General features: G+C 60.2%; 12 protein-coding genes. 4 read left to right on the top strand and 8 right to left on the bottom strand.

The annotated features are described in order from the left end of the window. Positions 1-11 precede the first annotated feature (11 nt). The 6 genes from VL202_RS24600 to VL202_RS24575 form a co-directional block, all read right to left on the bottom strand. Positions 12-1316, bottom strand: a complete 1305-nt coding sequence (locus VL202_RS24600) for an FAD-binding oxidoreductase (RefSeq protein WP_325466681.1) — start codon at positions 1314-1316, stop codon at positions 12-14. 42 nt (positions 1317-1358) lie between these two features. Next, positions 1359-1712 (bottom strand): cupin domain-containing protein, encoded by a 354-nt coding sequence (locus VL202_RS24595; RefSeq protein WP_325466680.1) that lies wholly within the window; start codon positions 1710-1712, stop codon positions 1359-1361. Positions 1713-1729: 17 nt separating this feature from the next. Continuing rightward, a complete protein-coding gene (locus VL202_RS24590) occupies positions 1730-2782 on the bottom strand; it encodes an ABC transporter ATP-binding protein (RefSeq protein WP_325466679.1) in 1053 nt (350 codons plus the stop codon). Positions 2783-2807: 25 nt separating this feature from the next. Further along, positions 2808-3590 (bottom strand): ABC transporter permease, encoded by a 783-nt coding sequence (locus tag VL202_RS24585; protein ID WP_325466678.1) that lies wholly within the window; start codon positions 3588-3590, stop codon positions 2808-2810. Further along, positions 3590-4768, bottom strand: coding sequence for an ABC transporter permease (locus VL202_RS24580; RefSeq protein ID WP_325466677.1), 1179 nt, complete (start codon positions 4766-4768; stop codon positions 3590-3592). Before VL202_RS24580 ends, VL202_RS24585 begins: the two co-directional genes overlap by 1 nt. Before the next feature lie 87 nt (positions 4769-4855). Continuing rightward, the gene (locus VL202_RS24575; RefSeq protein ID WP_325466676.1) at positions 4856-5890 is read right to left on the bottom strand and encodes an ABC transporter substrate-binding protein; all 1035 of its coding nucleotides are present in this window, start codon (positions 5888-5890) and stop codon (positions 4856-4858) included. A 350-nt stretch (positions 5891-6240) separates the two neighbouring features. Here VL202_RS24575 and VL202_RS24570 point away from each other — a divergent pair, with 350 nt between their 5' ends. Then, complete coding sequence (locus VL202_RS24570) at positions 6241-6879, top strand: helix-turn-helix domain-containing protein (protein WP_325466675.1); 639 nt, start codon at positions 6241-6243, stop codon at positions 6877-6879. Positions 6880-6888: 9 nt separating this feature from the next. Here the strand turns inward: VL202_RS24570 and VL202_RS24565 are convergent, their stop codons facing one another. Continuing rightward, positions 6889-8364 carry a serine hydrolase domain-containing protein gene (locus VL202_RS24565; RefSeq protein ID WP_325466674.1) on the bottom strand — a complete coding sequence of 492 codons (1476 nt, stop codon included), beginning with the start codon at positions 8362-8364 and terminating at the stop codon, positions 6889-6891. Positions 8365-8955: 591 nt separating this feature from the next. Here VL202_RS24565 and VL202_RS24560 point away from each other — a divergent pair. Genes VL202_RS24560 through VL202_RS24550 form a run of 3 tightly spaced genes read left to right on the top strand, consistent with a single transcriptional unit; the run spans position 8956 to position 11669 of the window. Further along, on the top strand, positions 8956-9807 hold the full coding sequence (locus VL202_RS24560; protein WP_325466673.1) for a D-amino-acid transaminase: 852 nt from the start codon (positions 8956-8958) through the stop codon (positions 9805-9807). A gap of 27 nt (positions 9808-9834) precedes the next feature. Beyond that, positions 9835-10872, top strand: a complete 1038-nt coding sequence (locus VL202_RS24555; RefSeq protein ID WP_325466672.1) for a P1 family peptidase — start codon at positions 9835-9837, stop codon at positions 10870-10872. After that, entirely contained in the window at positions 10869-11669 is an 801-nt protein-coding gene (locus VL202_RS24550) for a M55 family metallopeptidase (RefSeq protein WP_325466671.1), read from the top strand. The genes VL202_RS24555 and VL202_RS24550 overlap by 4 nt, the downstream gene beginning before the upstream one ends. Here the strand turns inward: VL202_RS24550 and VL202_RS24545 are convergent, their stop codons facing one another. Then, the gene (locus VL202_RS24545) at positions 11670-12614 is read right to left on the bottom strand and encodes a LysR family transcriptional regulator (RefSeq protein WP_325466670.1); all 945 of its coding nucleotides are present in this window, start codon (positions 12612-12614) and stop codon (positions 11670-11672) included. Positions 12615-12784 lie beyond the last annotated feature (170 nt).

Genomic DNA, 12784 nt, shown 5'->3' with positions numbered 1-12784 from the left:
TTTCACACGGATCAGTCGCGCCACCGCGCCACCCTGTCGAGGAAGCGGTAGTAGGTGCCGACCATTGGCAGGAACCAAGGGTGCCCGTTGTAGAAATAGAGCCGTGGAAAGTGACTGTTGACGACGCCGCGGTCATGGCCGGGCACCCCGAGCAACATTTCAGCGCTGCGGTGTCCGAGATACGTCATCATCGAGATGCCGCCGCCATTGCAGCAGGACGTGTAATACGTGCCGTCCGGCATCCGCCCGACATGCGAGCAGAAATCGTAGGCAAAACAGACATTGCCGAACCATGAATGGGTAATCTTCGCGCGTTCCAGCGACGGGAAGGTGTGGAGCATGAAGTCTCTCAGCCCGACCGCGGATTCCTCGGCGGTCGACGTGCGGAATTTGGCGCGGCCGCCAAAGAGAATTCGCGTTCCGTCGGGCGAGCGCCGGAAATAATAGAGGATATGCTTGGTATCTCCGACGACGCGGTTGCCGGGAATAAGTTCTTCCATCTGTTCCAGAGGAAGCTGTTCGGTCGCGATCATGTAGCTCTGGATGGGAATGGTGCGCTTGCGCAGCCACGGAATCTCGGGGCCGACATAGCCATTCGCACCAATCAGCACCTTGTCCGATGAAATGGTGATCGTGTTCCGGCTTGTCACATCCTCGACAAGGGCGTGGTAACGCCCGGCATTGGTCGATACGCCCTGATAACGGTAGCCGGTAAAAATCCGGACACCCAGTTCGCGCGCGCGATTGGCAAGGGCGCGGACATATTTGGCTGGGTGGATCGAGCCGGTATGATGGCTGACCATCGCACCGCGGTAGATGTCTGTCTTCAGCACCCGGTGCATGTCCGTTTTGGGTATTATCTCCACCCGCTTCTGTTTTTCGGCAGGCAGCCCGTTGCGATAGGCGACCAGACCCTCCAGATCTTTTCGCGAATGGGCGCCGGCAACACTGCCGCACATGTTGAGGTCGAAGGGGTCCTTGAGCGTGCTTGCCCGTTCGAGCATGAAATCCATGGACCTGTCGTAGTCCTCGAGGATTTCGGCGGCGCGTTTGGCGCCGAAGCGGCGCGTGGCTTCCGCAAGGCTGAACTTGGCGCCGTTTCCGATCTGTCCACCGTTGCGCGAGCTCGCACCCTCACCAATCCTCTGGGAATCGATGACGAAGACGTCCTTCACGCCGGCTTCAGCCAGGGTGATGGCTGCGCTCAGACCGGAATAGCCCGCACCCACGATGAGGATCGAACATGTGTTGGTATTGAACTGACGTTCGCCGTGGGCAGGTTCGGCTTCCTCCCACCAGAAAGGTGTGGTCTTCATGAATATCCCCTGTGATGCTTGAGGTTGCGCAGGTGTGTGCCGCTAGAGTTCAACGTAGAAATAGATCTTCTTCACCGGAGAGATCGTGCGCCACGTACCGCGAAACTTCGGCTCGATAACCACGAGGTCGCCGGCGCTGAAGCGCTGCGGATCGCCACCGTCTTCGGTCAATTCGATCTCGCCCTCGAAGATGTAGAACTGTTCGAGGCCGCTTTCGTCGCGCTCGACCTTGTGCACGCCGGGCGTTGCCGCCCAGATGCCGGAGAGCACCTTGCCGGTGTCGCGACAGGGCCAGCTTCTGAACTCCGGATTTCCTTCAACCAATCGTTCGGGCGATGGCCGGTCGACAAGCGGGGTGCCGGCATCAGACGGACGGAAATATTTCAATTTCGACAAGGGATGTCCTTTCAAACTCAGTCAAATTTCACCATGTCCTGCGGCGCGAAGCTCACAGACACATCGGCACCGTTGGAATGCACGCCGGAGCGGGCATTGCCGTAGGCAATGAAATGCGCGCCATCGGCCAGCGTGAGCGTGTAAAGCGCGCGGTCTCCGGAATACGTGGAATTTACGACCCTGGCGGGCAGCGAAACGCGGCCATCGGCAACCGGTGAGGTCGTGATCTCGGCATCCTCCGGGCGCACCATCATGCAGGTATTGCCACCTTTCCCGGCCTCGGCCGGCAGGGTGAAGTTGGCACAGACAAAAGAGGACCCACCTCCGGGAGAGGCCGACACGACGCCCTGGAAGATGTTCGATTTACCAACGAATTCCGCAACAAAACGCGATATCGGATGGCGGTAAAGCGTATGGGCCGTGTCATATTGCTCGATGCATCCACCATTCATCACGGCAATGCGGTCGGACATATGCATCGCTTCTTCCTGGTCGTGGGTCACGTTGATGAAGGTCGTGCCGAGCGTGCTGTGGATCTGGCGCAGTTCTTCCTGCAGATCGTGACGAAGCTTCTTGTCCAGCGCCGACATCGGCTCGTCGAGCAGCAAAAGATCAGGCTTGAAGACGAGTGCCCTGGCCAGCGCCACGCGCTGTTGCTGTCCGCCGGACAGTTCCTGCGGTTTGCGGGCGGCAAGCGTGCCGAGCTGGACAAGATCCAGCAGAGCCCGGACGCTCTGGTCGATCTCTGCCTTCGACCGGCGCCGTACCCGCAGCGGGTAGGCGATATTGTCGTAGACCGACATGTGCGGAAACAGCGCGTATCCCTGAAACACGAGACCGAAGTTGCGTTTCTCCGGCGACAGCGCGGTGATGTTTCGTCCGTTCATCTCGACGGTGCCCGAGGTCACCGGCTCGAACCCGGCCAGGATCTTGAGCAAGGTTGTCTTGCCGGAGCCGGACGGCCCGAGCAAGGTCACGAATTCTCCCTTGCGGATGGACAGCGAGACATCGTCGAGCGCCTGGAACGCGCCGTAATGTTTGAAGATATTCTTGATTTCTAGCGAAGACATAACGGTCACTCCTGCGACGTCCGGGTCAAAACCGGGTTGCCGCGTTGCGCTTTTGCAGCCTGCTGATCAGTAGAAGGACCAGGAGGCTCACCAATGACAGAAGCAGGGCCACAACAACGATCGTCGGCTCGAGACGATCACGCAGGCCCGCGAACAGGGCGATTGGAAGGGTGGTCGAGGCGGGGTCCGCCAGGAACAGGGCCATCACGACTTCATCGAAAGACGTAATGAAGGCGAAGAGCGCGCCCGCGGCAAAACCGGGTGCTGCGAGAGGCAACGTGATGGTGGCGAAGCGGTAGAGGCGCGATGCCCCCATCGAGGCGCCGGCAAGATCGAGGTTGGGATCCAGCCCCCGCAGCGAGGTGAACACCGACAGGAAGACAAGGGGTGCCCCAAGGATCGAATGCGCCAGCACCAGCGAAAAGTACCCGCCGCCGATCCCCACCCGGCCAAAGGCATAGGTGAAAGCCACGCCGAGAACGACGGAAGGCACGACCATTGGCGAGACGAACAACGCGCTAAGCACCATCTGCATGCCGCCGCTCGTCAGGATCACCCCGGTTGCCGCGAGGCCGCCGATCAGGATGGCCAGGATCATCGAGCCGATGGCGACCTGGACGCTGTTCCAGAGCGCGTTAGTCCATGTGGGTTCCGTCAGGACTTTTACGAACCAGTCGAGCGTGAAGCCTTCCATCGGATAGGAGAGGAACGAGCTGTCATTGAAGGCAAGCGGCCAGACCAGCAGCAGTGGGAGAATAAGAAAACCGGCACAGAAGCAGATGGAAACCCAATATATGACCCGCGACATCAGGTGTCCCCCTGCCGTTTGGAAACCGCCCATTGGCCGATACGGGCCGTGGCGACCAGAATGACGACGATCAACAGCAGCAGCACCGAAAGCGCCGATGCCATTCCCCAGTTCAGTGTCTTGTTGACGAAATCGGCGATGAAATACGCCAGCATCTGGTCATTGGGACCGCCGGTGAGGGCAGGGGTGACGTAGAAGCCGAGCGCCAGGATAAAGACGGTGCCGCCGCCGACCAGAACGCCGCGCACGCTTTGCGGAAAATACACCCGCAGGAAGGTTTCAACGGCACCGGCACCCAAGTTGCGAGACGCGTCCGACTGGGATTTCGGAATGGTGCGCATGACATTGATCATCGGCAGGATGGCGAAGGGCAGCAGCACATGCGTCATGGCCACCAGTGCGCCAAACCTGTTGAAGATCAACTGGACAGGTTCGGATGTCAGTCTCAGCCCGATAAGGATATTGTTGATCAGTCCGTTGTTCTGCAACAGCACGACCCAGGCCGTGGTGCGCACCAGAACCGAAGTCCAGAAGCTCAAAAGGACGATCGCCATGATGATCGTGCTTGTCCGGCGGCTGCCGGTGGCGGCACCGTAAGCCAGCGGATAGCCGATGACGAGCGTGAGCAGCGTGACCTGTAGCGTCATATACAAGGTGCGACCCATGATCCGCAGGTAGATATCGCCACCTTTGGCGAAGGTCAGGTCGCCGTCCGCGCTCACGCTCAGGCCCGTCGCCTTCTGGTAATAGCGCCAGGTTGTCGTTCCGGCATTCTGGACAACGATGTCCCAATAACCCTGATCGCCCCATTTCTTGTCGAAGGCGACCAGGCCGTCCATGGTTGGATCGATGGATTTGGCGTCTTTTCCCGTGGTCAGGATCAAAGTGCGGAACCCGGTTTTCTCTACGTTGAGCAAACGCGCCGCCTCGCCCAACTGCTTCTTATCCATCGCACCAAGATCGGCAAGAAGCGCTGCGGCGCGCTGATCCGGATCACCGTCGGCATCGATCGCGTTCAGCCTTTCAAACCTGGCACCCAGCGCCGAGTTGTCCACGCTGAGGGATACGATCGACGCGAGAGGGGTGAGGAAAACGAGGGCATAGAGAACAATCGGGATCGACAGCAGCAACATGGCTGCCCCGCGACTGCCACGAGCATTGCTCAAAGCGTTCGACATGACGTGTCCTACTGTTTTGGAGAATGAGCGGCTCGCTGGCGCCGGCAAGCGAGCCGCAGGTCCGGATGTCACATGGTCGCAACCAGCTTACTGGACAACCCAGTTGCTCCAGCGCTCCTTGAGCGTATCGTAGTTTTCGACCCAGAAGGCATCGGAGTATGGAAGCGCTTCCGCGATATTGTCGCCGACAGGCAGATCCTTGGCATCCGCTTCCGACATCAACTTGATGGCGTTCACATTTGTCGGACCATAGGGCATGGCAGCAGAAAATTTCGCTTGCGCTTCCGCGTTGTTGGCAAACTTCATGAACTCCATGGCCTGCTCCTTGTAAGGCGCACCCTTCGGAACCGCCCACACATCGATGTTGTAGATGTGGTTCTTCCAGACGAACTCGAGCGGCTTGCCTTCATGCTTGGCGGTGATGATGCGGCCGTTATAGCCGCTGCTCATCGCAACGTTTTTTGCCACGAGCCATTCGACAGGCTGGGATCCAGCCTCCCAGAACTGCAATTGGGCCTTGATCGTGTCCATCTTCGCGAAAGCACGGTCTACGCCTTCGGGCGTCGAAAGCATCTCGTAGACTTTGTCGAGAGGAACACCGTCAGCCATGAGGGCATATTCGAGATTCATGTTGGGGTTGTTGATCATCCCCCGCTTGCCCGGGAATTTCTCCAGGTTGAAGAAATCGGCCCAGTCCTGTGGCGGGGCATTCGGGAACATTTCGGCATTGTATGCGAACCCGTTGCCGATCACCACATTACCAACCGCGCAAGGCTGCACGGCAGCCGGCAGCAGATCCTTGCCGCCGCCCAGCGCATCCCATGAGACTTCCTCCAGCAACCCTTCGTCGCAGGCCATCTGCGCATCCGTGCCGCCGGCCATGACGAGATCCCAGGTGACGTTGCCGGTGTCGGCCATGGCTTTCAGTTCAGCCAGGCCGCCAAGGTAGGTCGTCTCAACGAATTTCAGACCGTGTTCCTTCATGAACGGCTTGAAATACGCTTCGCGCTGGGCATCCTGATAATTTCCGCCCCAGGCCGCGATGGTGAAATCGCGCGCTGTCACCGGGGTGGCGCAGAGCGCAATGAGTGTGCAAATGCTGCCAATTTTCAGATAGTTCATAACCCCTCCTCCTCAGGTTCCGCCGAGGCTCCTCCCGCCGGCGGCTTGATACCGGATTTTGTCACGTCCTCTGGCTGTCGTCTTGATCAACTCCGCCAGCGCTTTTCACTCCAGCACACCATTACGATATTTCCACTAAAAAAAATGTAAAGTTTTTTTAGTATTTCTTTTGAGAATTAATGTTTATAGATTGTGGACACCCATCACGACAACCATCTCTGTCGGATACAATGGGCGAATAAATGCCGGGCACGTTATCGGCTCATTTTTCGATGAGCCGGCGGCAACTGGAAATAGACATCTGCGAAACGGCCGGCCTTTGCGCCGACCGGATATTTTGAATTTAATGCATGCTGCGCAAGGTTGCAGAGATCTCTCAGAACGGGGAATTCGGTTTGGATCCTTTGACGAAGGCCGCTCATGGCGACGACAAACGTCGCATCGGGGAGCGATTGAGGCTGCGCCGCAAATTGCGCGGTATGGCATTGAAAATTGTGGCAGAGCGATCCGGACTTTCGGTTGGCATGCTCAGCCAGGTCGAGCGCGGGCTGATAACGCCATCGATCAAGTCGATGCGCGCGATCTGCGATGCCTTGGAAATGCCCGTCAAATGGTTGTTCGAAGGTTCGTCCACCCAGTCGGACGACGACATAGAATTCGTGGTGCGCCGATCATCCCGTCGCGACATTTCGTATGAGGATGGCGCGATCCTGAAGGAAATCCTCACGCCGGACACCCAGCCCAAAATTCAGATGCTTCGCTTTGTTCTCGAGCCTGGTGCTGATTCCGGTGAACCATACTCGAACGCCGAGGGCGGCAAGTGTGGCCTTGTCCTGCGGGGAACGCTGGAACTGCAGCTGAACGGTCGCAAGATGACCATTCGCGAAGGCGACAGCTTCGCGTTCCCGGCACAGGCAATGGTGAGGTTCTGGAACGAGGGCCAGCAACCCTGCGAGGTCATCTGGGTCGTTGCTCCCGCAACGGTGTGACGGCTCGGTTCAGGCTGAACCGAGCGTCGTCTGGAGCGGATGCTTCCCGGCCAAACTGAAACTGACGGACTGGATTTTCAAAGGCTCCGGAGGGCCGCAGAAAGCCTTCAAGATGATTTCACCCGCTGCACAGGGCAGGTGAACCTCGAAGCGTCCGAAACCGCTATCGGTTCCGCCCGGATCACGTGGCACCACTGTCATGAGGCCTTCGTCCATTGCACCCGCCCGTGCGCGCAGGTCTGCAAGGTCGGCGGCGCGCTCCGCGTAAGGTTGATCCAAAGCGACGTTTTCCAGGAAGATCGCATCGGCGACAGCATCGTCCCAGCCATCCAGAAGCAGGCGCCGCAGCCCCGCGACAAGCTCATGGATTGCGGCTGGCGGTGTTGCTGCCGGGACATGGGCGGAGAAGGCTGCATTGAGAAGCTGGTTGAGCGCTGCGCTTGCAGGCTCCCAGGCGCCGGAATAGGTGGCGTTTTCGAAGACAACAACGCCAAGGCCGGTCTGCGCGTTCCAACGCATATGGGAACTGAACCCGGGATAACCGCCGGAATGGCTGATGATCGGGCCAAACCGTGCGTGCTGCTCGACGACAAGGCCATAGCCGTAGCCTTTGAGACCGACATCCTTGCCGGGCTCGGGCGCGATGGCGCATTGGATGCTCTGCATTTCCCGGCGGGTTGCGGCAGACAGAGGGCCATCCCGCGCGCCTTCGGGCCGGAAGGCGACAGACAACCAGTCAGCCCAGCGGACGAGATCGCCCACAGTCGTCACACAGCCCCCGATGGCCGAAAAAGCCCCCGGCCCGGTGAATGGCAAGGGCTGCCAGCCATCGCCGATTTTGCGGAAACCTGTCGCCATCCTGTCAACTGGCACGGTAGCCGGATCGAAACCCGTCTCATGGAGACCGAGCGGGGCCAGCAGGTTGTCCGCCACGAAAGCGGGATAGGATTGTCCGCCGACAACTTCAATGACCCGGCCGAGCAAGGCGTATCCGAGGTTTGCATATTCGTACCGTGTGCCGGGTGTCGTCGCAAAGCGCACGCCTTCGTCAAGGATTGCGTCGAAGGCGGCGCTGGAGAGCGATTCCTGCCGGTCGGCCCAAGGGTCATCGGTTGGCAGCCCGCCCGCCATCGACAGAAGCATCCGCAGCGTTGGCGCCGTTGGTTGGCCGATCGGCAGCGTCGGGCGCAAGGCGGGAACATAGCGCGTGACGGGTTCGTCAAGGGAAAGCCGGCCCCGATCGCGAAGCAGCAACATGGCCGCAGCGGTGAAACTCTTGGTGCAGGACGCAATCCGGAACCGCGTATGGGACCGCTGAGGATGCGCACCCACATCACCAAACCCGTTTTCGAGCACTGTTCCGGAGCGGTCGAACAGCGCGAACCGGATGCCGGGCGTTGCCTTCTGTTGAACGCGCTGCGAGAAAATTTCGGCGATCGTCGTGGCGAGGATATCCGATTGCGGGAGGTGACTGAACAGGTGCATGGTATGTCCTTGGACGTTAGGGCAGGTCTGACGCGGTCGCGATCAATTGGCGAGTGTGTCGTGCTGCGGCACGTCAAAAATCGCAGTTGACTCCGCCATCTCGACGATCTCGCCCGATAGATGACAGCAACGCGGTCGCAAAGCGATCGCGCCACGGCAAGATTATGGGATATGAACAGTTTCGGCGGCAGGTGAAGCCAGCCGCCGTTCCGTTCGATATCACAATCCTTCGCCTGCGCCTGTATGCCCAGGCGGAGGAACGGTGTACGGCGTTTTTCGCAGCGATCATCTGCGACTGGGTGTGCAATCTTGGCGTGGCGCCCGAGACCGTCGCCGTCTTCCCACGTCTCGCGCCAGATGCCGGGGATGCTGAACCCGGCCAACCCCGCGTGATCGAAGTGCCAACCTTGCTCGCACCTTCGGAAATCGGGGCCTAGATAACCCGGCTTGTGATCCGATGGGGTCTAATTCATTGATTTATCTGGCGTTAGGCCAATTTTGCATGAGATTTTGCCCAAGTTGAATTGGTCAGCCGTTGTAAATCGCTCTTATGTGCTGCGTCGAAGCTTATAGGCATAGCAAGGGAAACAGATGGGCAGGATCGTTTACATACACGGTCAATTCGTACCCGAGCAGGACGCCCGGATAAGCCTCTTTGACCGCGGGTTCCTGTTCGGCGATGCCGTCTACGAAGTGACCGCGGTCATTAACGGACGGATGATCGACAACGATCTTCACCTTGACCGGCTGGAGCGCTCGCTGAAGGAACTCGCCATTCCGCAGACCTTTTCCCGCGCTGACATCGCGATGGTTCAGGCGGAACTGATTGCGCGCAATGCGTTGCGGAACGGCACCGTCTATCTTCAGATCTCGCGCGGAGATGCCGATCGCGATTTCTTCTATTCGGATACGCTGGCGCCATGCCTCGTCGGCTTCACCCAGCAAAAGATGCTGACCGGTACGAAAGCGCAGCAGCACGGTATCGCCGTCGATCTCGTGGACGATCCGCGCTGGCACCGGCGGGATATCAAGACGGTCATGCTGCTCGGTCAGGTCATGGCCAAGCAGGCGGCCCGCTCCGGCGGCTTCGACGACGTCTGGATGGTGGAAAACGGGCAGGTGACAGAGGGGGCGTCCTCGACAGCGCATATCATCACGACAAAGGGCCGTATTCTGACCCGTCCCGCCTCGCAGGCGACCCTGCCGGGCTGCACCCAGCGCGCCATTGCACGGCTTTGTGCGGCAGAGGGGCTGGAGATCGAGGAGCGCGTGTTCACGCCCGCGGAAGCTCAGCGTGCTGCGGAAGCGTTCCAGACCTCCGCCTCGAGCCTGGTTACACCCGTCGTGCGAATCGGCAGCCAAGTGATTGCAGACGGCAAGCCCGGCGCGATGACGCAAAAGCTCCAGGCTCTTTATCTGGAAATGGCCGGCGTTCCGGTTTAAAGCGCGTCGGTGGCAAAAGGGGCGAATATGAAAACGGCACGCGAACTGGGACTGATCCCGCAAGGCAGACTGGAGCCGGGCTCCGGCAACACGATTACAGACGTACCGGGCATCTCGGTCGGTCATTGCTCGCTGCGCCGCGACGGAATTTTCACGGGCGTCACCGCCATCCTGCCACACGACGGCGACCTTTTTCGCGTCAAACCGCGCGCTGCGGTCGAGGTTATCAACGGCTTCGGCAAGTCGGCCGGCCTGATGCAGGTTGCCGAACTGGGAACGATCGAGACACCGATCCTGCTCACCAACACGTTCGGCGTGGCGGCCTGCAGCGAAGCATTGATCCGCCGCGCCATTGCCGCCAATCCGGCGATCGGCCGGAAGACCTCGACTGTCAACGCGCTGGTTTGCGAATGCAACGATGGCAGCATCAACGATATCCAGGCACTGGCCGTGACACCGGCAGATGCCGAGGCTGCACTTGAAGCTGCGAGCACAGGCCCTGTGGAGCAGGGCGCGGTGGGTGCCGGTTCCGGCATGACCGCTTTCGGCTTCAAGGCCGGTATCGGCACGGCGTCGCGACGCCTTTTCGTCGACGATCGCAGCTTCATATTCGGCACACTGGTGCTCGCCAATTTCGGCGGGGCGGGCGATCTTGTTCTCCCGGACGGACGCCGTCCCGATCCGCGTGTGCCAGCCAGTCCCGAACGGGGATCGGTAATCGTCGTCATGGCCACCGATCTGCCCCTCGGTGACCGGCAACTGCAGCGTGTGGCAAGACGTGGCGGTGCAGGTCTTGCCCGGCTCGGTGCCTTCTGGGGACATGGCAGCGGCGACGTCGTTCTCTGTTTTACCACAGCCGATCCGGTGGAACATGATCCGGCCAAGGCGTTTGCCACGCAGGAGCGGCTTGCCGACGACCATATCGACACCGTTTTCCGCGCCGCAGCCGAAACCACGCAGGAAGCCGTGCTGAATGCCCTTTGCATCGCCCCCACCACCCCCGGCCGCAACGGCCGGATCTATCCCTGTCTCGCCGACTGGCTAAAAGAGAACCCTACACCATGAAAGTCTTCATCTCAGCCGATATCGAAGGTACCGCCGGTATTGCTCACTGGAACGAGGCTGATCGCGCCCATCCTGATTGGGCCGAATTCCGCGCGTTGATGACGGCGGAGGTCGTCGCGGCTTGCGAAGGCGCGCGATCTGCCGGCGCGACCGAAGTGGTCATCAAGGATGCCCACGAAAGCGGCCGAAATCTCATCCTCGACAAACTGCCTGACTATGCACGGATCGTGCGCGGCTGGTCGGGCCATCCGGACGAGATGATGTTCGGGATCGACGATGGTTTTGCAGCGGCTGTTTACATCGGCTACCATTCGAAAGCCGGCTCCGAGGTCAACCCGCTCGCCCACACGTCCAACCTGCGCATTTCGCGGCTTCTGCTCAACGGCGAGGTTGCGTCAGAGTTCACCATAAACGCCCTGTGTGCCGCCCAGTACGGCGTGCCCTCGGTTTTCCTTGCGGGCGATGTCGGCATCTGTACGGAAGCACGCGCGATGGTGCCAGGCCTTGCGGCCGTGGAAACGCTGGACGGCAGGGGCAAGGCCTCGACGTCAATCTCCCCGGCATGGTCGCGCCGCCTCATCCGCGAAGGTGTTGCAGCGGCGCTCTCCGGTGACTTTTCGCAGGCACTGCCAGCAAAGGCAGAGCACTACGAGGTGGTGATCGAGTTCAGCACGCCGACAGAGGCCTATCGCGCTGGCTGGTATCCGGGCGCAAAGTCGTACGGCCCCCGTGCCATCGCTTTCGAGCACCGGGATTTCTCCGAAATCCTTCGCGCGCTGCTATTTCTCAAGGTCTGATCAGGTCGGCACGCCCTGCAGGAGCTGTCCGGCGGTGCGCCAGAGATCCTCGACCTTCCTGTTTCGGCTCGCAGCCGCGTGCCGGTAGAGCCGGATTTCCAGGTCGAGGTTCCAGCCCTCGTCGATCGAGGCAGGCACCAGACGGCCAGTACCGAGTTCGTCACGCGCCAGGCTTTCGGGCAGCCAGCACACCCCCGCGCCGGTCACCGCCATGTTCATTTGTCCGGCACTGATGGTATTTTCGTGTGTGGTGCGCCGCCGGAAGGGCGGGCGACGCAGCCAGAGGCGCGACAGGGCCACCCCGAAAAACGAATTGAAGCCATAACTGAGACACGGAATAGCCAGCCGCGGCTGCGCGACGGCGCGGTCGATCAGATTCCGGCCCGGCTGGACAGTGCCGGACAGCACGATCTCCGGCGAAACCAGCGGAATCAGCCGGTCATGGGCCACCGTCAGCGAGGCGAATTGACCACGGTCGAGGTGAAACGGCACCTCCGGATGGGCATAGGTCAGAAAGAAATCCGCCTCATCGTTGACGAGGGCATCGAGGTTGGCTTCGATACCGCCGCGGTCGGGAATGAGCGAGGTGCTGAACGTGCCACCGACCTTCTCCAGCGACTTCAACCAGTGCGGAAAGAACGTCACCGTCAGCGTATGCAACGCGGCAAAGCGGATCAGGCCCGGCTCATAAGACGGGCGCAACGCCTCGCGCGCCGCATAGAAGGTGCGGATCGATTCCTGCGCCACCGGGAGAAAATTCCGTCCCGCCGGGGTCAGCTCGGCCGGCATGGTGGCGCGGCTGATCAGCGTGGCCCCCAGCCAGCTTTCCAGTTGCTTGATCCTGCGGCTGAAGGCCGGTTGCGTGACATTGCGAAATTCCGCCGCCCGCGAAAAGCTGGACGTGTCGGCAAGCGTCACGAAGTCCTCAAGCCATTTGATTTCCATGAACAGTTCCCCCTCCCGATCCAGTTCAGCCGAGAAAACCATCATAAGTCATTCAATCAAAATGGGTATGCCGATTTCGCATGGAGTTGTGCGCAAACCGAATTGGCCAAGCCAGCCACAAACTTTCACGTTGCACCTGGAGCAAAATAGGTACCGGCCTGCCGGTGCCC

The sequence above is a fragment of the Pararhizobium sp. genome (assembly GCF_035497515.1).
Lineage (GTDB): Bacteria > Pseudomonadota > Alphaproteobacteria > Rhizobiales > Rhizobiaceae > Pararhizobium.
The sequence above is the reverse complement of the archived record's forward strand: the minus strand, read 5'-3'. Positions and strand labels throughout refer to the sequence as shown.